Source organism: Streptomyces sp. NPDC030183, assembly GCF_055573455.1.
This window is the reverse complement of the sequence record NZ_JBVIBK010000032.1, coordinates 76,039-96,515: the sequence shown is the minus strand read 5'-3', so window position 1 is coordinate 96,515 and position 20,477 is coordinate 76,039. Positions and strand designations below refer to the sequence as shown.

Here is a 20,477-nt window from a genome sequence, read left to right as displayed (position 1 = left end):
GTACACGGGTCAGGGCCCGGCACGCCGAGAGCACGCACCTGACGCCGCGGGGCCGCCCTCCGGGCGACGGCGGGAATGTGACGACAGGGCCTAGGGGCGCCGCGACACGGCCGACACCACTCGTTCGGCGGACACGTCCGCCGCACGGACGAACCCTCCGCTACGCCACACTTGCGGCCGAATGCCGCGAAGTGGGCGTGGCGGAGGAGGTTGACGATGGCGATTTCCATCTCTGTGGTGCTGCTGCTCGTGATCCTGGCGGTGGTCTTCATGCGCAACGGCGCACTGAAGCTGTCGCATGCCGCCGTCTGTGTGCTGCTCGGTTTCTCCATGGCGAGCACCAGCCTGGCGCCGACCATCCACAACGGCCTCACGGCCACGGCGGACATCGTCAGCAGCCTCAAGCCCTGAACCGGGTCCTCGCGCGCCGGCCCTGCCGTCAGGTCCGGGTGAACACCCCGACACCGTTCGGCACTTCCCGTTCGGCGCCGGCGCTGGGGTGGTTCCGTACGGTGACGCCGCTCCCGTCGGCGGCACGGGCGACCAGCGTGGAGGAGCCGCCGCCGTCCAGGCTGAACACGTCGTCCGAGCCCAGCTTCCGCATCACCTCGGCGACCTCGGCGACGGTGAGCCCGGACCGGTGGGCGGGGGCGCCGTCCAGGGCGAGCAGCAGCAGGCGGCGGCCGTCCCCGGCGACACCGGCGGCCGTGCGCACCGCCGAGACCGCGTCGTCCAGGCCCGGCAGCGGCAGCCCGTCCCGCACGACCGGGTAACCGCCGAGCGCGAAGGCGTAGGCGGTGCGGGACCCCGCCGCCACCAGGCGGTGCCGTACCTCGACCGGGTCGCCGGGGGAGAGCTTCCTCAGCCACCGGGCGCCCGCCTCGCGGCCGACGAGGACCGTGGCGCCGGGCGCGACGGCACCGCTGCCGGGCGCGGGCGCGACGGAGACCACCCGGCCGTTCGCGACCAGCACCTCGTGGACGTCGGTGCCGCAGGGCGCCGCCCGGTCGGTGTCGGTGCCGCACACGGCCCGCAGCCGGGAGACGGTGCCCCAGTCGGAGGTGAACGCCCCTACGGAACCGACCGGCAGGGCGTACTGGTTGAGGCCGCCGAGCGGCAGGACGCCCTCGGCGGTGGTGACGGAACCGTCGAGGGCGATGCTGTCGAGGCGGGCCGTGCCGTCGGCCGTGACACCGAGCACGTCCTTGGTGCTCGTACCGGGCGGCAGGGCCGGGCCGAAGCGCTGGCCGTCCGGCACGGCGGCCTTGAGCGCGCGCCCGTCCGCGATCGCCGGACCCACGGGGGCTCCGGTGGCCGTGACACCGGGATGCTGGACCTCGGTGATGTTGAAGAAGTCGCCGTTGACGCCGGCCACGGCGCCCGCGGCGGTCGCCATCCGGGACACGGTCTCCCGCGCGGCCACCGCACCCGGGTACAGCAGGCCCACCCGGACCCGGCGGTTGCGCAGGTCGACGCTCAGCACATGGGCGTGCGCCACACCCATCGCGGCCGGTACGTCGAAGTGGGCGTAGGTGACGCCGGGCGCCAGTTCGGCGGCCCGGGGCGCGCCGGTGGCCGGCGCCGCCCCCACGAGGGCGACGCCGGTGAGCACACTCCACGCCGCGAGAACCGTCCGTACCGTTCTGAACCGTCCGCCACGACGTGTCACGGTGCCCCCTGATGTCTCGTCAACCGTCCCAGGACCCGGGGGAAGTGCACCAGACGACTACCGGCCGGGCGGCGGCTCCTGGCCGACGACGCGGGAACGGATCAGGAAACGCACTCCTTCGGGTGCCTCCAGGGAGAAACCGCTGCCCCGGCCGGGTACGACATCGACGATGAGCCGGGTGTGACGCCACACCTCGTACTGGCCGCGGGACATCCAGAAGCCCACCGCCTCGTCCATCCCGTCGACCTCCAGTTCCGCGAGGAGGACGTCCGAGTCGCCCGTACGGAACTCGCCGTCCGGGTAGCACATGGGGGCGCTGCCGTCGCAGCAGCCGCCCGACTGGTGGAACATCAGCGGGCCGTGGGCCGCCCGCAGCCGCCGGAGCAGGTCGGCGGCCGCGGGGGTCAGCTCTACACGCGGGACCACATCCATGGCCGCAGTCAACGCCCCGTCAGGTTGCGAGGACGTTGCGTGGACCCCGTCGGGCGGGACCGGACCGGGCGGGGGAGTTGGCCGGATCGGAGCGGTGCCGGGTGGGCGGGGCTTCCGGCAGGTGACACGTGTGCGCAGGTCGTTCGGCACCTGTCACAGCAGTACATCGATTTCGTTGGTCACTTGACTACCGGGCGTCACACGCGATTGGCTCCGCCCAGCGAAAGTCAGCCAGTCGCCGCACGTCAGCGCGGTGATCGCGGCGATTTCGCCGTCTCCGACGTCCCGCCTTGGTCGCACAGCGAGGTGCCGCACCCTCATGAACCCCGCCGCACACCGACTTTCCACAGCGTTCCGCGCCGCGGCGCTCGCCGCCGCCGTCTGTCTCACCGTCGCCGGCTGCTCGTTCCTCGGCGGCACCGCCTCCGACGCGGGCGACGGCACGTCGGGCGGGCCGGGTTCGGGCGGGATGAGGGTCGCCCTCATCGCCCACGGGGCGGAGGGGGACGTCTTCTGGGACCGGGTGCGCAAGGGAGCGGAGGCCGCGGCCGCCAAGGACGGCATCGACCTGACGTTCGTCAGCGACCCCGACGCCGCGGGCCAGGCGAAACTGGTCCGGGACGCGGTAGCCGACAAGGTCGACGGCATCGCGGTCACCCTCGCCAAGCCGCGGGCCATGCGGGGCGCGGTCGCCGAGGCCCGCGCGGCCGGCATCCCCGTCGTCGCCCTCAACTCCGGCATCGACGCCTGGCGCGCACAGGGCCTGCTGGGCTTCTACGGCCAGGACGAGAGCGTCGCCGGCCGGGCGCTCGGCAAGGAACTGGACGCCCGCGACGCCCGGCACGCCGTCTGCGTCATCCACGAGCGCGGCAACGTCGCCCTGGAGGCCCGCTGCGCCGGCGTCCGCAAGACCTTCGGCGGACTGACCGAGACCCTCTACGTCGACGGCGCCGACATGGACCAGGTCACGGGGGTGATCGCCGCGAAGCTCCGTCAGGACCCCAGCATCGACGAGGTCGTGACCCTCGGGGCGCAGTACGCGCTCGCCGCCGTGGACTCGGTGAAGAAGGCGGGCGACCGCGCCGAGGTCGCCACCTTCGACTTGAACGCGGACATGGTCAAGGCCGTGAAGAGCGGCGCCGTGCAGTTCGCCGTGGACCAGCAGCCGTACCTCCAGGGCTACCTCGCGGTCGACGGGCTGTGGCTCTACCGCACCAACGGCAACGTCAGCGGCGGCGGCGTGGAACCGGTGCTCACCGGCCCCGCGTTCGTGACCCGGAAGAACATCGCCGGGATCGAGAAGTTCGCCGCGAACGGCACCCGGTGAGCCGCGCCGACCTCTTCGAACATCCCGACCAGGTCCGCCGTTCGGACACGGGTTCACCACGCATCCCAAACATCCGGAACGGTCCGGTAACGGCGACACCAAGCTTTGCGCCTCCCCCCACGCAGGCGTTCCCTCGTGCGGATAACATCCTGCGCATCCCCCGCGCACCGTACTGACGGGTGCCCACCCACCACCCTCGGTCGCCGAAGTCCCGCCCCCTGACCCTTCCGCTCCCCGCCAACCGCCCAAGGACGACGATGCCCCCAAGGACCGGCGCCCGGCGCCGTCTCGGCTCCATACGTCTCTCGCTGATCCTGCTGGCCCTCATCCCCAGCGTCACGCTCACCGCGAGCTGGGCCATGACGACGACGCAGATGTTCTCCGAGGGGCTGCGGCTGCGGGCGCAGACGGGGCTGAGCAAGTCCACCGGCGCCATGGGCACCGAGGCCACCCTGGCCCTCCAACGCGAGCGCGCGCTCTCGGCCGCCCACATGGCCGCCCCCGGCGGTTCCACGGCGGCCCTGGAGGAGCAGCGCAGGAAGACGGACGTGGCGGTCGCCCGGCTCGCCGAGAAGGCGGACGCCATCGAGAAAGCCCCCGACCGCATCGGCGAGCGGCTGTACTCGGTGATGGCCGGCTCCGGCAGCCTGGAGTACTACCGGGGCCAGGTGGACAACCCCACCGACATCACCCCCGAGCAGATCCTGGACCAGTACACCGAGATCATCGACGGCCAGATCCACGCCTTCCAGGAGCTGTCCCAGGTCGACGACGGCGACCTCACCTCGCAGGCCGGCCCCCTCGTCACCCTCGAACAGGCCGCGGAGCTGGTCTCCCAGGAGGACGCTCTCCTCACCCTGAACTGGCCGGCCGGAGAGCTCGACGACGCCTCCCAGCAGCGGTTCGCGCAGGTGGTCAACGCCCGGCGCTGGCTCGTCGACAACCAGCTCGTGCCTTCCCTCGAAGGAGAGGTGAAGAGCGAGGTCGAGCGCATCGTCCGGGACAAGGACTGGCAGAACCTCCAGGAGGTGGAGGACGAGGTCCTCCTGGCCCGCGCCACCGGCAAGGGCGAGTCCCGCCGGATCGCGCTGCCCGACTCCCGGGAACGCTGGGACACCGCGATGGAAACCCTCTCCGTCCAGTACGAGAAGCTGATCAGGGAGCAGACCCGCGCCCTGCTCGACCGCAGCGGCGCCGAGGCCCGCGGGCTCCTCATCAAGGCCGGCTCGCTCAGCGCCGCCGGACTCGCCGCGCTGCTGCTGTGCATCGTGATGTCCTGGCGCATCACCCGCTCCCTGTCGCTGCGGCTGCGCGGCCTGCGGACCGCCACCCTCAGCCTCGCCCAGGAGCGGCTGCCCGACGTCGTGGCCCGCCTGGAGCGGGGCGAGAAGGTCGACGTCGACACGGCGGCGGCCCCCCTGGACTACGGCACCGACGAACTCGGCCAGGTCGCCAAGGCGTTCAACGCGGCCCAGCGCACCGCCGTGCACACCGCCGTCGAACTCGCCGACACCCGGCGCGGCTTCCAGCGCGTCATCCTCGGCATCGCCCGGCAGAGCCAGAACCTGGTCAACCTCCAGCTCAGCAAACTCGACCAGCTGGAGCGCCGGCACCAGGACCCGGAGATCCTCAAGGGCCTGTACGAGCTGGACTCCACCGCGAGCCAACTGCGCCGCTACGAGGAGAACCTCGTCATCATCAGCGGCGAGCGGCCCGGCCGCACCTGGACCGAACCGGTCGCCCTGATCGACATCCTGCGCAGCGCCGTCGGCGAGGTCGCCCAGTACCAGCGGGTCGACGTGCACACCGAGGACGACGTGTGGATCGCCCCGCCCGCCGTCGCCGACGTCATCCACCTCCTCGCCGAGCTGATCGACAACGCCACCGCGTACTCGCCCGCCCCGAGCCCCGTGAGCGTACGCGCGGCGGTCGTGGCAAAGGGCCTCGCCGTGGAGGTCGAGGACCGCGGACTCGGCATGTCCGAGGAGGACTACGACGCGTTCAACGGCCAACTGGCGGTGCCCCCGCAGTTCGACGTGGTGGCCCTCGCCGACGACCTCCGGCTCGGCATGTTCGTCATCGCCCGGCTCGCCACCCGGCACGGCATCGGCGTCACCCTGCGGCCCTCGCCGTACGGCGGCACCACCGCGATCGTGCTGGTCCCGCACGACATCGTGGTCCGGGAGGCGCCCGAGCCCGAGGCGGACGGCACCGACGCCGTCGAACCGCCCGTGCGGTCCTCCCTCGTGGCCCGGCGGGTCACCGCCGCCGACCCCGAGGTCGTACGGACCGACCCGGCGCCCGATCCGCAGGACCTGCCCGCCGCGCACACCCGGACCCGGGACACCTCGGCCGTGAACGGCACCGGGACGGCGGCCCGCACACCCTCGGCCCGGACCGACGGCGGCAGACTCCCGCTTCCCCGGCGGGTGCCGCAGACCAGTCTGGCGGCCGAGCTGAAGGAGGAGACGGTGCCCTGCCCCGACGGCGACGACGATGACTTCACGGCCGAACGAGCCGCCTCCTCGCTCGCCGGTTTCCAGCGCGGAACACTTCGGGCACGTGACGACGAAGCGGAACCCGAGTACGTACGGGGGGAGGAACCCGCGTCCGAAGACCCGGGAGCCGGATCCCCGCCTCCGGCACCCGACGTCCCCCTCGACTCCCCCTCCGCAACCCGCTCATGAAGGACACACAGATGACACGCCCCACCCCCGCCACCCACAGCCAGCTCGACCAGCTGCTCACCGGACTGGTGGACCGGGTCGCCGAGGTCGACCACGCCGTCGTGCTCTCCGAGGACGGCCTGGTCGTCAGCAAGTCCACCGCGTTCCTGCGCGACGACGCCGAACGGCTGGCGGCGACCGCGTCCGGGCTGATGAGCCTCAGCAAGGGCGTCAGCATGGACTTCCGCGGCGGTCCCGTGCGCCAGCTGCTCATAGAGATGGGCAACGCCTTCCTCATCCTCACCAACGCCGGGCCCGGCGCCAACCTCGCCGTGCTCACCCGGCCGGGCGCGGACGTCGGCGTGGTGGCGTACCAGATGAACATGCTGGTGAAGAAGATCGGCGAGCACCTCAGCGCGGCCCCGCGCGCGGGCGTGGTCGTCGCGGACAGCGGCGAGTGAGGTGAACGGAGGCGACGCGGCGGGCCGGCTGGTTCGCCCGTTCACCCTGACCGGTGGCCGGACCCGACCGAGTCGGAGCGACTTCACCCTCATCACCACGGTGACGGCGGTGGACCCGCAGCCCGTCGGCGGGGCCCGGCCGCAGCCCGAGCACACCCGGATCCTCAGACTCTGCGCCGAGCCGATCGTGGTGGCGGAGCTGGCCACCGGGCTCGACCTCCCGGTGAGCGTGGTGGCGATCATGCTCTGCGACCTGCTGGAGGCGGGCCGGATCACCGTACGGCAGCCACGGCTGATGTCCCGCACCACCGACCTGGACCTGCTGAAGAAAGTGAGGGACGGCCTTGGCCGCCTCTGACCCCACCCCACAGCGGATCGCGGCTCCCGACGCGGTGAAGATACTCATCGCCGGGGGATTCGGCGTCGGCAAGACGACCATGGTCGGGTCGGTCAGCGAGATCGTCCCGCTGCGCACCGAGGAACCCCTCACCACGGCGGGACTCGGTGTGGACGACCTCGACGGCATCCCCGACAAGCAGGCCACCACGGTCGCCCTCGACTTCGGGCGGATCAGCATCGGGGACGACCTCGTGCTGTACCTGTTCGGTACGCCCGGGCAGCAGCGGTTCTGGTTCATGTGGAACGACCTCGCGATCGGCGCGCTCGGCGCGGTGGTCCTGGTGGACGTCCGCAGACCCGAGTCGAGCTTCGCGGCGATCGACTTCTTCGAACGCCGGAAGATCCCGTTCGTCATCGGCGTCAACGGGTTCTACGGAGAGCACCCCTACGCACCGGACGAGATCCGCGAGGCCCTGGCGCTGCCCGACCACACGCCGGTCCTGCTCTTCGACGCGCGCGAACGCGCCTCCTGCCGCGATGTGCTCATCGGCCTCCTGGACCGGCTGATCGCGACGTCGGCCCGCTGAACGCCCGGGGCACGGCCGACGCCGTGGCCCTCAGGGGCGAACCTCCTCGCGGACGAGGCCGGAGACATGGTCGGTGATCGTGTCGAGGATGCCCGTCCAGGCCGTGTCGTCGCCCAGGACCAGGTAGTTGAGGGTGAGACCGTCCGTCATGGCGGCCAGGTAGCGGGCGAGGACCTGGACGGGGACGGTCAGTTCGAAGCCCATGGAGCCGCGCAGCTGTTCGATCAGCTGGGTGTAGGTCTCGCAGTACATCTCGTACTGCCGCCGCGCCAGGTGCTCGAACCCGGGCTCCCGCAGGGCGTACTGGGTCAGTTCGTAGGTGAGCATGTGCTCGCCCGGGTGGGCGGACACATGGTCCCAGTACGCCTGGAAACCGGCCCGGACGGTCTCCCTGAGTGTCTCCCGGGGGCGGATCGCCTCCCGCACCAGCGTCACGTAGTGCCCGGTGATCGTGGTGATGACGGACTCGATCAGCTCCTGCTTCGAGGCGAAGCAGTAGTGGAAGACGCTCAGGGACACGCCTGCCTCGGCCGCGATGGACCGGGTCGTCGTCCTGGGGACGCCGTCCCGGGTCATCGCGCGGATCGCCGCTTCGGTCAGCTGTCTGCGGCGTTCGGCCGACGGCAGGCGTGCCATGTGGTTCCCTTTCCCCCGTGCGTGCGGTCAGCCGCCGTGGACGCCGACCTCGTACAGGGAGTAGCCCCAGTCGGTGCCGCGGTCGACCCCCTGCATCCGAACATAGCGGGCGGGCACCGCGGAGAACGTGGCCGTGTCGAGGCCGCCGTCACCCGAGGTCGTGGACCACACCGTCTTCCAGTTCGAGCCGTCGGTGGAGACGTCGATCCGGTACGACCTGCCGTAGGCGCGCTCCCAGTCGAGGGTGACCCGCTTGACGCTGTGGGTGGAGCCGAGGTCCACCGTCCACCACTGGTCGTCGCTCCAGTCGCTCGCCCAGCGGGTGCCGCCGTCACCGTCCACGGCCCGGCCGGGCCGGTAGCTGGTGAAGGGGTTCGACTCGGACGCGCTCGCCGTGGCCGTGGCGCCCTTGGCGAGGTTCACGCCCGCCTTGTGCGCCTCGGACGCGCCCCAGGTGTCGAGGTAGGACTCGGCGCCCCGGAAGAGGTCGTCCACGACGCCCTGGCCGCCGACGAGCCGGATGTCCTCGATCCAGTCCGGGACCATGCCGACATGGGCGGCGCCGTCCGTGTTGAAGTCGAAGGTGCGCTGACCGGTGGTCTGCTTGTCGATGGTCGAGCCGCCGTCGGCGCTCTTGAAGGGGTATTTCACGGGGTTCGACGTGTTCGCGCCGCGCGGGGCGGGGTGGTCGCCGATGCCGTTGAAGTCGGTGCCGAAGCCGTAGCCCACGTCGTACTTGGCCCGCAGTGCGTCCGTGCGCGCTGCCTCCTCGCTGAACTCCTTCGAGCCGTGCATGTACTGGGCGACGAAACCGCCGAGGGAGTAGACCCGCTCGGTCCAGTTCAGGTCCATCCAGCTGTGCGAGGACAGGACGCCCGGGTAGGACTCGGCCTCGAAGATGTCGAGGACACGGCCGGTGGCCTTGACGCTCATGTGGTCGATCTCGACCATCATCTTGCGCTTCATCATGCCGCGCAGGGCGTACTCGCCGAGGTCGGTGAGCCCGCGCACGTTGCACTGCGCGTTCTCGTCGTACTCCGGGACCTCGGTGCCCGCCGGCAGGTCCGCCTCGGCCTTCGACGCGGCGTCGCCGATCGGGTTGTCCTTCTGCGGGCCCTTGCACTTCTCCGTCTGCCAGAACGTGCCGGTCGACAGGAACTGGCCGACGTTGATGGCGGTGCCGAGGCCGTGCTCGTCGAAGCGGACGCCGCACAGCGCGTTGTCGAACTTGTGGCACAGGAACATGCTGCGCACGCCCAGGTCGTACAGCTCGTCGAGGCCCTTGTCGATGTCCGACTTGCCGCACTGCGGGATGTCGAGGATCTGCTTGCAGCCGAACGGCTCGGACGTCTCCACGCCCAGCACGACCGCCAGCTTGCCCTGCGCGACGACCTCACGGGCCTGCGCGCTGTCCGTGACGATCCGGAACCAGCCCTTGCCGGCGCCGCCGTACTGCGCGTCGATGTACGCCTGGAGGTCGTACGTCAGCTTCGCCTGGAGCCGGATCGAGGTCATCTCGTCGCAGCCGCGGTCCTTGAACGGGTAGACCGAGCAGATCATGCCGTTGGTGACGAGGTCGTTGACGAGGACGCGCTGACCGCCGCGCCAGGCGCGCTCCACCCAGGCGTAGTAGTTGGCCTGGTGGGTCATCGAGTCGTACGCGGGCCAGTCCTTGAACGTCGGGTAGCCGACCGGGTCGTGCTTGCCGTCTCCGCCGTGGGTGATGTAGTCGAAGATCGCGAGGGTGCCGTCGGGGTAGTGCTCGGGACAGTCCTTCAGGGCGTCGGCGATGCCGGACGCCGAGAAGACCTTGCCGCAGATGAGCCGGCCGCCGAACGCCTCGTTGGAGAACAGGTGGTTGTGCGCGTCCACGAAACCGCGCACCTCGCCCGCCGAGTCGGTGCCCTTGAACGGCTCGCCCGTCACATTGATCTGCGAGTCGGGCGCCGGGCGCGAGGTGGGCAGCCACCAGTCACCGGTGGTCGCCGAACTGGCCGACGGGCTGAGCAGCATGCCCATCGCGGTCAGGAACAGTGTCAGCACCACGAGTGGTCTGCGTCGGTGGTGGGCGCGTCGAGTCCTGGTCATCACTCACGTCCTTGGTCGGAGGAGGCGCGGTCGATCGGCCAGACCCTGCGGGACGCGCGAACACCACGACGGTGGCCCGATTGTCATGGCTGGCACAAGCGATGTGACGAGAATCGCCACTGGGGTGATGCGAGTCAATAGTCCGGGACGGTTGACCTGATGGTGTGAGTGAGGGCCGGCGCTCGCCGCCGACCCCTGGTGTCTCAGGACGAGGAGTCGGCGGTGGAGACGGCGGGCGCGGCCGTGCCGGCGGCGGCCTGCGCGGGCACGGGGGTCGCCGTGGTCGACGGCGCGGGCTCGGGCAGGCCGGTCGTCCGGGACCCTCGGCGGCCGGCCAGGCGGCAGCCGAGGCAGCCGGCATGGCCGGCGCCGGCGGAGCGGTCGCGCACCCCCATGCCCCACTGGTCCCTGGGGCGCGGACCCGGCGGTTTGCCCCACCCCGTGAGGTGCAGGACCCAGGTGACCAGGAGTGCGGCGACCGAGACGGCTACACCCAGCGGGAAGCCCGGGGCCCAGCCGCAGACGCCCATGCCGAGCGCCACGGAACCGGTCGTGCCGATCGCGGTACCCGTCCAACCGGCCACGGTGTGGCCCTCGTCGTAGAGACTCATGTGTGTGCTCCCCTCGCACGCCGGGGCGCACCACGGCATGCCGCGGCCACGCCCATGGCGCCGGACGGTAATATCTTAGTGACTAAGGAATCTAGCCTGTCCCGGAGGCACATTTCAATGGAGGCCGAGCGCCACCCCACCGTCCCGGACGCCATCGGCGCCATGGACCGCATGATCGCGACGATGATCGTGGGACAGCAGGAGTTCGCGCGCCGGTTCGGCCTGAGCGTCACCGACCTGGTCTGCTTCGCCTACGTCCTGGAAGCCGGGGACACCCCCGTCACCGCCGGTGACCTGGCCGCCCGCGCGCACGTCACCACCGGTGCGATCACCGGCGTCCTCAATCGGCTGGAGCGCCGGGGCTTCGTCGCCCGCAAGCCGGATCCCGCCGACCGGCGCCGTGTCCTGGTGGTCGCCCAGCCGACCGCCGCCGAGCAGGCGATGACCCTCTACGGCCCGTTCTACGAACGCCTCGCCGAACTCTTCGGCACCTACACCCCCGGCGAACTCGCCCTGCTCACCGACTGGTTCACCCGCGCCGGGGACGTGGCCCGCACCTTCCTGGACGAGTCCCGCTAGAGCGGTCGCCCTCCCGACCATGCGGGGCGGGGGGGGAGGGCGACGGCGGGGGAGGGGTGGCCCGGGGGCCTTACGGAACAGTGCCTCAGCTTGAGTTCCATCCTCATGCGTCGTCCCCGTGTGGTCCGCTCCGTCAGCGTTCCGTCGGGCTCACGGATGCCGGCGGCAACTGACTGTTGGGGACACTGCCCTTCACAGTGTCCGTCTCGCAGGTGATCCGTTACCGCGCGTCATGGCCCCGGGGGCTCCGATGAGTTTTCCGCCTGTCCGGGGTCTCAACGGCAGCAGCTCGTGCCATAGCAGTACGGCCCCATAGCAGTACGGCCCCTATGTGAACGGGAGAGAAGGACATGTCAGCAACCCGAGGGCAGGCAGCCAAGGCCTACGCGCGTGTCGTCTCCGCTGACGGCACCGAGATCGCGTTCGAGCAGTCGGGCAGCGGGCCGGCTGTCGTCCTGGTGGCCTCGGCCCTGGCTGACCGCTCCGACACCACCAGGCTTGCCGCCCTCCTCGCCGAGCACTTCACGGTGATCAACTACGACCGGCGCGGCCGGGGTGCCAGCGGTGACGCCGACGCCTACGCCGTCGAGCGCGAGATCGAGGACATCGCCGCCCTGATCGAGCACGTCGGCGGCTCGGCGTCGCTGTTCGGCTCCTCCTCCGGAGCGGTCCTCGCCCTGCGTGCGGCCGCCGCCGGGCTGAACATCGAGCGCCTGGCCCTGTACGAGCCGCCGTTCGTGGTCGCCGACAGCGATGACAAACCGCCCAGGGACCTCGATCAGCAGATCACCGCGCTGCTTGCACAGGGCCGCGACAGCGACGCGGTCAAGTACTTCATGACCAAGGCGCAGGGCATGCCCGGTATCGCCGTGTTCTTCATGAAGCTGATGCCGAAGACGTGGGCGAACCTCACCGGACTGGCCCGCACCCTGCCCTACGACATTGCGGTCATGGGAGACACACAGCAGGGCAAGCCGCTCAACGCCGAGGAGTGGAAGGGCGCGAGCATGCCCACCCGGATAGTGACCGGCGGCAAGAGCCCGGCCGCCTTCCAGCGCGCCGCCCGCGTCGTCACCGAGATCCTGCCGCAGGCCGACCACGGCATCGTGCCCGGCCTCAATCACGGCGCGGTCGTCATGGCACCGAAGAAGCTCGCCCCGCGGATCACCGAGTTCCTCAAGGGATGAGCCAGTCGTTCCCGTAGTTCCAGCAGCAGTCGAGCCCCGGCGCCCTTGCGACTGGTCACTGGTGGCCGAGCACCGGCGCGGTGTACGACGCGTTGCACAACGGGAACGTGGATGTGCCACGGCTGCGGCAGGTGCCGGCCGGGCTGCCGCAGCCGCCGACGGGCGCCTGGTACTGGCGGTGGAGGTGACCCACTGGCACCGGCCCGGTCCGGGCAGACCGCTCGGCTCGAAGAACCGGCACCACGCCACCCGTTACGACATGGGCAAAACGGTCAGGCGGCCCGAGACCGTCGCCGAACGTGACCCGACCCGACCCGACCCGACCAGACCACGAAGAACAAGCTCAGCGGCGTACCAGGTCGATCCGGTACGTGCGGGTCCGTGAGCCGTCCTCGGAGGTCACCGTGACGAACGCCGACGGCCGGTCGCCGGTGCCTGTGCGCTCGACGGCGACGGTCGCATAGGGGTCGCGGGCCGTGGCCGTGACAGGGGCCCGGCGCGGGTGGCCGGTGACGACACGGTAGGCGGGCGTGTCCGGGTCGAAGGACGCGATCGGCTTCCCCGCCACCTCGATGGAGGCCGCGGCGGCGTCCGAGGAGACGCCGGGGGCCTTGGCGAACACCTCGATCTCGCTCATGGTGATGTAACCGCCCGGGCGGGCCGTCATCACCACACGGGCGGCGGTCGCCGGTCCCGCGTCGAGCGGGACGTCGATCACCGGTGTGCCCTCGGTGCCGACGGGGACGGGGCCGCTCGCGTCGGCCCAGGGCCCGTCGGCGGTGGCGCGCACCTGGACCTTGAGGCTCTCCGGGAAGGAGACATTGCCTCCGTCGCGGTGGAAGTGGGCGACGACGCGCGTCAGGTCGCGCGCCCTCGGCCAGGTGAAGGTGACGGTGTCGGACGGGTTCTTGGTCCCCGACCGCCAGTTGGACCACGCCTTCTCGGAACGGTCGCCGTTGCGCAGCCGCTCCGCCGAGTAGCCGCTCTCCGTGTACGTGGCGTCGACGGAGACGTCCGGGTCGGGAGCGATGTCGGTCTCCCCGGCCCCGGTGACCTGGACGCGCACGGTCGCGTCGACCTCGCTGCCGTCGACGACCCGGGCGGTACCGGACAGTGTCACGACGCCGGTCCTGTCGTACGCCCCCTCGGGGGCCGCGTCCCAGGCGACGGGGAGGTCTGTCCGGCCGCCGTTCGCGCCCACGCCGGTGACGGTGGCCGGGAGGTCCGGCACACCACCGGCGTAGGTCTTGGAGCGGCCGGGCGATGTCGAGGCGATCGTGTCGACGGTGACGAGCGCCTTGGCGCGGACCGTCCGGCCGAGGGCGTCGGTCGCCTCGCCCTCGACGCGTACCGTGCCCGGCCTGCTCCACCTGCGGTCCGAGGGCAGGTCCCACACGACGGGCAGCGAGCCGCGCGCACCGTCCCGGAACACCGGCGTCACCGTCCCCGGCATCGCCGGCCGCCGCCCCGGCACGGTGAACACCTCCGCCCGCTCGGTGCGCAGCACCGTCTCGTCGGTCACCGCCCAGCGCTGGTTGGCCGCCGAGGTCGGCGTGTACGTCGACACCTCGGCGCCGTCCGCGGACGACTGGCCCGTGACGTCGACCAGACGGCCGGTCGCGGCGTTGACGAAGGTCCAGGTGCCGTCGCCGGTCGTCGACATGATCCACCGCGCGGCCGCGGGGACCTCGCCCTCCGCCGGGTCCTCCAGGACGGCCTGGTGGTCGCGCACCGCGAGGCGCTTGCCGGTGGCGGCGTTGACGAGGGCGTACCGCTCCCGGTTGCCGGTGCCGGGCGTCAGCTGCCGCACCGACCACAACTGCCGTGCGCTACCGGCGTCGTTCGCGCGGAGGACGACACCGGTGCCGTCCTCCGACGGGGCGAGCGACTTGCCGCTCCGGGCGCCCTGGAGCCGGTAGACGTGCCCGGGCCGGACCAGGGCGGCGTCCTGCGCCACCCCGCTGACGGCCTTGACCAGGAAGGTGGTCACCGACTTGGCGGGGACGTCGAGTGTCGCCGAGCGGTCCGTCACCCGGACGGGGTTGCCGCGGACGAGGGCGCCGTCGGCGCTGGTCACCACGGGGGTGACGGTGGCACGGGAGGAGACCTTGGCGAAGCGCGAGAGGTCGAGCGTGACGGAGCGCGCGGTGGTGCCGCTGTTGACGTGGACGACGGTCGCCGCGCGGCCGGACTTCTTCACCGCGGCGACGCTGGAGGGGTCGTCGACCTTGACGAAGCGGTCACCGGGGCGGATGTGATGGGTGAAGTTGCGGATGGTGTGGAACTTGGAGTTGGCCCGGATGGGGCAGGTCTCCAGGGTGTCCTCGGCGGTGCAGTCGAACGGGACGTGGATGCTGCCCCAGTTCTTGCCGGCCGCGGCCTGCGGGATCGCGTCCTCGATCGGCTGCCAGAACACCCAGGCGGACGGCTCCAGTTCCCGCATGTCGTCGACCATGCGTGTGGCGATGCCGAGCCCCGGCTCCATGCCCGTGAAGTCCGTGCCCGTGCCCCAGGTGCCCTCGACCTCGCTCATCCAGAGCTTCTTGCCGGCGCCCTTGGCGATGTCCCGGGCGCTGGTGCGCATCCCGGTGCCGTAGGTGTGCACGTTCAGCTGGGGTACGACCGCCCGGGCGGAGTCGTCGTAGGCGTTCCAGTTCTGGGTGAAGATCGTGGGGTTGGTCTCGTCCATCGCCGAGATCGCGGCGTCGGTCCCCGCCCCGTCGAGCGCCTTGTCGAGGGCCCGGACGACCTTCTGCTGGAGCGCCGGGCCCGCGTGCGCTCCCTCCTGGCGGCCTCCGGTGGGCTGGCCGTTCGCCCCGATCTGGGTGCCCCAGTAGTTGGTGTTGGGCTCGTTCAGGGGCGCGATCGTGTCGAAGTCGATGCCGTGCGCCTTCTCCAGCTGCTCGGTGACACGCACGAGATAGGTGGCGAACTCGTCGACGCGGTCCGCGCGGATCTGGTCCGTGTTCGCGTCGAAGCCGCCGGAGACATAGCCGCTGACAGTCTGGAACCAGGGCGGTGAGTTGCTGAACGCCTCCCACTTGGTGACCTTGTCCTTGACCTGGTCCACCCACCAGCGCTGGCCGGCGTCGGCGTCCCAGTTCCAGTGGGCGGGGTCGTCCGGGTCCCACCACTCCATGTCCTGCCGGGTGGTTCCCTCCGGTGCCTTCCAGAAGCCCTCCATCGTCGCGCCCGTCTTCATGTAGTCCTTGCGGACGTCCGGCGCGTTGCCGCCGCCGATGTTGTAGCGCGCGATGTTGAGGGCGAGTCCGTCGTCGTCGAACAGCATGTCCACGAGTCGTCTTCGGATGGGCTCCGGGTAGCGGCCCGTCGCGTTGGCGAACCAGACGAGGCTCGTGCCCCAGCCCTCGAACTCCTGCTGCTGGTAGGAGGGATCGATCCGGACCGTGACTGCGCTCCGTCCGGCCGCCGATGCCGCCGGTGCCGCCGATGCCGTCAGTGGTGTCGGGGCGGGCGTGTCCGCGGTGACCGGGGGCGCGGCCACCAGTCCCACGCCCAGAGCCAGGGGGAGCAAGGGCGCCAACGCCCGGACGATGCGATGCCGTTGGGACACGGCACTCCCTTCCCCAAACACAGAGGCGAACAGAACCGATCAGAAGGAATCGCGCTCTCGGCATGCTTGATGACGGAAATGAACACGTCAAGATGTCGGGCGCGGATCGCTTCCGGGTGCGCTGATCCGCCTGTGGGCGGGGGAGTTGGTGCTGGATGACAAAGGCGGCACCGCGCGCTGCGTTCTTGTGAGCATGGGCGGGGCGGGCCGTACCCGCGGTCCTACCGTCCCACCCATGAACACGAGTCGCAGCAGGAAGAGAACGTGGCGAGGCGCCGCGCTGGCGGTGCTGCTGACCACCGGAGCGCTCACCGGGGCCGCCCCCGACGCCCGGGGCGCGACCGCGCGGACCGAGACACCGGTGGTGACGTCGAACCCGGCGGACGGCGTCACCGAGACGGTCGTACGGGTGAAGGCGCCGCTCCCCGCCTCCTTCGGGGCGCGGCCGGCGGCGTGCGACTGGCTGTCGTACCTGCGCTACCGGGCCGCCGGCGGACCGGCCGACTCCGCCGACGCCGACCGGATCCTCGTCGCCCAGCCCGGCATCCTGGAGGGCGCCGGAGCCTTCGACAGCGTCGCCCGCAACACCGTGGCCCGAGCCGCCGCGCAGGGCGCCCACATCGAGTTCTGGGCGCTCGACCGCCGCTCCAACTGCCTGGAGGACCGCACCGGCATCGCCTCCGGCGACCAGCACACAGCGGTCGACTACTACTACCGCGGCAAGCCGGTCGACGGCCGCACCTTCCCCGGGTACGTCGAGAACGCCCGACTCGGATGGATGGCGGGACTCGGTATCGAGCGGACCGTACGGGACCAGTACGACCTGCTCACCGCCGAACTGCCCGACCAGCGCCTGCGCGAGGAGAAGGTGCTGTGCGGCGGGCACTCGCTCGGCGGTGTCGTCACCGGGTACTTCGCGACCGCCGACTTCGACGGGAACCCGGCCACCACCGCCGACGCCGGCCACCGGCAGTGCGCCGGCTACTTCGCCCTCGACACCACCGTCTCCACCTCGCTCGCCGACCTCCAGGGCGGCATCCCCGACGACACCAACCTGCCCGACATCGGCCTGGGCCACGGAGTGATCCAGGCCGGGCTCGACAGCGGCGTCCTCTCCCGCACCCTGTCCGCGCCGGTGCTGCTCAACCCCGAGACCATGACCCTGCTCGCCATCGCCGGAATGGGCGCCCTGCGGGAGCCCGGCGGCGAGGCGGACCTGCCCGCGTATCTGCCGCGCAACGCCAACATCGAGGCGACCAACCGCTTCCTCTTCTCCAAGGACACCGCCGCCTTCCTCACCGGCTCACCCGCGGTGCGGGACTTCCGGCTCACCAACCAGGCCGTGCTCGGCGCCCTGATGGACGACCACTCCGTGCCCCTCGCCTTCCTCCAGAGCAGCGTCGGCTTCTTCGACGGCGGCCCCGTCGCCGACAAGAGCTTCCCCGTCGCCAACGGCGGCGAGAGCCGACCGGGCCTGTTCGGCGGCGAGTACAAGGCCATCCCCGACCGGCCCGGCGGCCCGCTCTACACCTGGCGCCCCTACGACCGGGTCGGCGACCCCGACGACCCCGGGTACCGGTCGGCCGACGGCACCCTGTTCACCGACGCCGGCAAGGAGGTCACCGACATCCAGGAGCTGGCCCGCAGCCTGGCCGAGCAGCCGCTGGACTTCACCGAGCAGTACTTCCCGACCAAGCTGGTCACCGACCTCCAGCTGTCCGGCTCGCCGCAGGTGAAGCGGCTGATCGTCCACCCGGACGGCCTCACCGCCGATCCGACCCTCACCGTGCTGGCCGGCGACGGGCTCCTCGCGGGCCGTGTCCCGGCCGACCTGGATCCCGTCATCGCACCCGGCTATCAGCACCTCGACGTCCTGACCGCCGCGCCCGCCCAGAACGACGGGCGGCCCGAACCCGTCTCCACGAGCCTCACGGAGTTCGCCCGCGACCCCAAGTAGCCGTCGTCCCATGGAAGAAGGGCCCGGGAGGGAGTTCCTCCCGGGCCCTTCGCCCTGTCACCGGCCGGCACCGCCGCCCGTCCGGCCCGGACCCGGCAGACCGGACCGGAGGCGGATCAGACCCTGCCCGCGGCGAAGGCGGCCGCCGCGTCGGCGTTGTCCCGGTAGCTCAGGTGCGCGCCCACGTCGCCGCCGCCGCTCTCGCAGATCGGGTCACCGGCGGCGCAGAAGTCGATGGTGCGGCTCTGGTAGACGCCGGTGACGCTCTTGCCGATGGCCCGGATCGGGTTGCCGAACAACAGCACCGCGGCGACCTTCGGTTCGAGCGCGGCCGGGATGGTGGCCACGATGGGACTGCCGACGACCGCGCCGGCGCTGCTGATGCCGATGGAGTTGTCGACGACGTTCGCGCCCTGCGAATAGCCGACGAGAACGAAACGCTGATTCGGGCAGGCGGCGGCCTGACTCCTGACGTGGTTCACCAGATCGGCATTGCCCTGCGCCGCCGAGGTGGGGGAGAGGTCGGCGGGATAGTTCACCTTGTAGCTGGACAGGCTTTTTCCGCTGATTTTCTGGCGCAGCGCGGAATACACCGGATCGCCGACGATGAAGCCGAGCGTGCCCGGCTCGAACGTGCCGCGAGCCGACACGACATCGAGATCCGTGCAGGCCGCGGCGGCTGTCGCGGCCGTTGCCACGGGCGCGGAGAGGGTGGTCAGTCCGGCCCCGCCGACGAGCGAGAGCGCGGCGAGGCACAAGCGGATACGCATGGGGATCCTTCACGGGTGGGGCGCGATGCGCGCCGTGGAAAAGGACGTCCCGAACGTATTCGCTCCGCCGGACCCTGCGTTATGGACGGGAATTCAGAATTCCCCCGCGTTTTTGTTCGGTGGTGAGTGCGGTGATGAGTTCGGTGGGTGAGTGCGGTGATGAGTTCGGAGGTGAGTGCGGTCATGTGCGCGGAGGTGAGTGCGGTCATGTGTGCGGAGGTGAGTGCGGCCGTATGCGGCGGAGCGATGGCCGGTGCCGCGGTCGTCGCTCGGTCATTGCGCCGTCATGACGCCGTCATGGCGCCGTCATGGCGTCCTGGTCCCGCAGCGACTCGGCGCGCAGGGCCAGGATGAGATCCAGCCGCGCGCCCGGGTCGTGCAGGGCGTCACCGAACAGCTTCTCCAGTTGCCGCAGGCGGTAGCGGACCGTCTGCGGGTGGATGTGGAGGCGGGCGGCGACGTCGGGCACGTTGCTGCCGCCGAGCAGCCACGCCAGCAGCGTCTCCGCGAGCCGTGAACGCTGCCCCTCGGACACCGTGTCGAGCGGGGCCAGCGCCCGCGACCGGAGTTCCCCCAGCATCGCCTCGTCGCCGTACAGCAGCAGCGTCGACAGATGGTCGGCGCAGCGCACCACGCCCTGCCGGGGCAGGATGCCGCGCCCCATCAGACCGAGCGCCCGCGTCGCGCAGCGCAGGGAACGGGCGGCCTCCGTGACGGGCACCGTCGGACCGATCGCCGCCGGCCGGCCGCGCAGCGCCAGGGCGAACGCCCGCCCCCCGAAACGCCCGGAGCCGTCCGGGTCGGGCAGCAGCATGCGGGGCGGCCGGGAATCCATGTCCACCAGCGCCCCGGCCGCCGCCAGCGGACGGTCCGCCTCCCGCTCCGGGGTCGCCGCGAGCGCCACCACCGCGACCTGGCGCGGCACCGACCAGCGCGCCCCGTGCGCCAAGTCCTGCACGGCCTCCGCCGACACCGGCTCCTCGCCCAGCAGCAGGTCGAGCAGTCGCTTGCGGCGCCGCTCCAACTCGTCCCCGCTGTGCGGCCGGGCATCCGCGTAGCCGGCGGCCGCCGCCTCGGCCACCTCGTGCACGGTCCGGAAGGCCAGTTCGCCCAGTGCCGCCACGACCGAGGAGTCCAGGCCCAGTTCCTCCGCCGTGCGGCCCATCAGCCGCCAGGCGTGCAGCCCGCCCACCCGCAGCGCGGACTGCAGGGTCTCCAGACCGCGGCCGCCCAGCGCCGCGCCGCGTCCCAGTTCGTAGTACGTCGCGGTGATCGCCGCCCCCTGCCCGAGGGGATCGGCGATGTGGTCGACGAACAGGGTCAGCGCCTGGACGACACCCGCCCGGAGGTGCGCGCGGTACGTCTCGTCCGTCGGGTGGGCGTACTCCGGGACCTGTCGGCGCACCTCCTCCTCCACCTGGTCGGCCACGGCCTCCAGATGATCGCGCAGCAGTGTGGCCAGTTCGGGGGGTACGGGGGCGGCGCCGGGGCCGTCCGGTACGGCGTGCGGCGGGGTGGGGGCAGCCACGGCTGGCCCTCCTTTCACCCGGAAGCGGCTCACCCTCGGGCCGGTGCCCGTGGGGCGAGGGACAAG

General features: G+C 71.5%; 17 protein-coding genes and 1 pseudogene. 10 read left to right on the top strand and 8 right to left on the bottom strand.

The window, feature by feature from the left end; all coding sequences use genetic code 11:
- Nucleotides 1-216: 216 nt before the first annotated feature.
- A complete protein-coding gene (locus tag ACZ4Z2_RS31750) occupies nucleotides 217-411 on the top strand; it encodes a hypothetical protein (RefSeq protein ID WP_055514301.1) in 195 nt (64 codons plus the stop codon).
- Nucleotides 412-439: 28 nt separating this feature from the next.
- On the opposite strand, the gene ACZ4Z2_RS31745 is transcribed toward ACZ4Z2_RS31750, so the two are convergent.
- Together ACZ4Z2_RS31745 and ACZ4Z2_RS31740 are read right to left on the bottom strand one after the other, a co-directional pair.
- Nucleotides 440-1,669, bottom strand: a complete 1,230-nt coding sequence (locus ACZ4Z2_RS31745) for a phosphodiester glycosidase family protein (protein ID WP_468080719.1) — start codon at nucleotides 1,667-1,669, stop codon at nucleotides 440-442.
- A 57-nt stretch (nucleotides 1,670-1,726) separates the two neighbouring features.
- The gene (locus ACZ4Z2_RS31740) at nucleotides 1,727-2,101 is read right to left on the bottom strand and encodes a DUF779 domain-containing protein (RefSeq protein WP_468080718.1); all 375 of its coding nucleotides are present in this window, start codon (nucleotides 2,099-2,101) and stop codon (nucleotides 1,727-1,729) included.
- A 319-nt stretch (nucleotides 2,102-2,420) separates the two neighbouring features.
- On the opposite strand from ACZ4Z2_RS31740, the gene ACZ4Z2_RS31735 reads away from it, so the two are divergent.
- The 5 genes from ACZ4Z2_RS31735 to ACZ4Z2_RS31715 all read left to right on the top strand — a co-directional run bounded on the left by ACZ4Z2_RS31735 (nucleotide 2,421) and on the right by ACZ4Z2_RS31715 (nucleotide 7,481).
- Nucleotides 2,421-3,428, top strand: a complete 1,008-nt coding sequence (locus tag ACZ4Z2_RS31735) for a substrate-binding domain-containing protein (RefSeq protein ID WP_468080716.1) — start codon at nucleotides 2,421-2,423, stop codon at nucleotides 3,426-3,428.
- Nucleotides 3,429-3,685: 257 nt separating this feature from the next.
- The gene (locus ACZ4Z2_RS31730) at nucleotides 3,686-6,115 is read left to right on the top strand and encodes a sensor histidine kinase (protein WP_468080715.1); all 2,430 of its coding nucleotides are present in this window, start codon (nucleotides 3,686-3,688) and stop codon (nucleotides 6,113-6,115) included.
- A gap of 11 nt (nucleotides 6,116-6,126) precedes the next feature.
- On the top strand, nucleotides 6,127-6,555 hold the full coding sequence (locus tag ACZ4Z2_RS31725) for a roadblock/LC7 domain-containing protein (protein ID WP_468080714.1): 429 nt from the start codon (nucleotides 6,127-6,129) through the stop codon (nucleotides 6,553-6,555).
- 1 nt (nucleotide 6,556) lies between these two features.
- The gene (locus ACZ4Z2_RS31720; protein WP_468080712.1) at nucleotides 6,557-6,913 is read left to right on the top strand and encodes a DUF742 domain-containing protein; all 357 of its coding nucleotides are present in this window, start codon (nucleotides 6,557-6,559) and stop codon (nucleotides 6,911-6,913) included.
- Nucleotides 6,900-7,481 (top strand): GTP-binding protein, encoded by a 582-nt coding sequence (locus ACZ4Z2_RS31715; RefSeq protein WP_468080711.1) that lies wholly within the window; start codon nucleotides 6,900-6,902, stop codon nucleotides 7,479-7,481. Before ACZ4Z2_RS31720 ends, ACZ4Z2_RS31715 begins: the two co-directional genes overlap by 14 nt.
- Nucleotides 7,482-7,511: 30 nt before the next feature.
- Here the strand turns inward: ACZ4Z2_RS31715 and ACZ4Z2_RS31710 are convergent, their stop codons facing one another.
- The 3 genes from ACZ4Z2_RS31710 to ACZ4Z2_RS31700 all read right to left on the bottom strand — a co-directional run bounded on the left by ACZ4Z2_RS31710 (nucleotide 7,512) and on the right by ACZ4Z2_RS31700 (nucleotide 10,816).
- Nucleotides 7,512-8,117 (bottom strand): TetR/AcrR family transcriptional regulator, encoded by a 606-nt coding sequence (locus ACZ4Z2_RS31710; RefSeq protein WP_468080709.1) that lies wholly within the window; start codon nucleotides 8,115-8,117, stop codon nucleotides 7,512-7,514.
- 27 nt (nucleotides 8,118-8,144) lie between these two features.
- A complete protein-coding gene (locus tag ACZ4Z2_RS31705; RefSeq protein WP_468080708.1) occupies nucleotides 8,145-10,205 on the bottom strand; it encodes a galactose-binding domain-containing protein in 2,061 nt (686 codons plus the stop codon).
- A 203-nt stretch (nucleotides 10,206-10,408) separates the two neighbouring features.
- Nucleotides 10,409-10,816, bottom strand: coding sequence for an HGxxPAAW family protein (locus tag ACZ4Z2_RS31700; RefSeq protein WP_468080707.1), 408 nt, complete (start codon nucleotides 10,814-10,816; stop codon nucleotides 10,409-10,411).
- A 117-nt stretch (nucleotides 10,817-10,933) separates the two neighbouring features.
- Here ACZ4Z2_RS31700 and ACZ4Z2_RS31695 point away from each other — a divergent pair, with 117 nt between their 5' ends.
- The 3 genes and pseudogenes from ACZ4Z2_RS31695 to ACZ4Z2_RS31685 form a co-directional block, all read left to right on the top strand.
- A complete protein-coding gene (locus ACZ4Z2_RS31695) occupies nucleotides 10,934-11,395 on the top strand; it encodes a MarR family winged helix-turn-helix transcriptional regulator (protein ID WP_468080706.1) in 462 nt (153 codons plus the stop codon).
- Nucleotides 11,396-11,745: 350 nt separating this feature from the next.
- On the top strand, nucleotides 11,746-12,582 hold the full coding sequence (locus ACZ4Z2_RS31690) for an alpha/beta fold hydrolase (RefSeq protein WP_468080705.1): 837 nt from the start codon (nucleotides 11,746-11,748) through the stop codon (nucleotides 12,580-12,582).
- 43 nt (nucleotides 12,583-12,625) lie between these two features.
- Nucleotides 12,626-12,784, top strand: a pseudogene (locus ACZ4Z2_RS31685) (NF041680 family putative transposase); the annotation flags it as partial.
- A 141-nt stretch (nucleotides 12,785-12,925) separates the two neighbouring features.
- Here the strand turns inward: ACZ4Z2_RS31685 and ACZ4Z2_RS31680 are convergent.
- Entirely contained in the window at nucleotides 12,926-16,156 is a 3,231-nt protein-coding gene (locus tag ACZ4Z2_RS31680; RefSeq protein WP_468080704.1) for a glycoside hydrolase, read from the bottom strand.
- Nucleotides 16,157-16,391: 235 nt separating this feature from the next.
- On the opposite strand from ACZ4Z2_RS31680, the gene ACZ4Z2_RS31675 reads away from it, so the two are divergent.
- On the top strand, nucleotides 16,392-18,113 hold the full coding sequence (locus ACZ4Z2_RS31675; RefSeq protein WP_468080702.1) for a hypothetical protein: 1,722 nt from the start codon (nucleotides 16,392-16,394) through the stop codon (nucleotides 18,111-18,113).
- A gap of 116 nt (nucleotides 18,114-18,229) precedes the next feature.
- Here the strand turns inward: ACZ4Z2_RS31675 and ACZ4Z2_RS31670 are convergent, their stop codons facing one another.
- Nucleotides 18,230-18,883, bottom strand: coding sequence for a cutinase family protein (locus ACZ4Z2_RS31670; RefSeq protein ID WP_468080700.1), 654 nt, complete (start codon nucleotides 18,881-18,883; stop codon nucleotides 18,230-18,232).
- Between the two features lie 295 nt (nucleotides 18,884-19,178).
- Nucleotides 19,179-20,411: a PucR family transcriptional regulator gene (locus ACZ4Z2_RS31665; RefSeq protein ID WP_468080699.1), complete on the bottom strand. Its 1,233-nt coding sequence runs from the start codon at nucleotides 20,409-20,411 to the stop codon at nucleotides 19,179-19,181.
- Nucleotides 20,412-20,477: the final 66 nt, after the last annotated feature.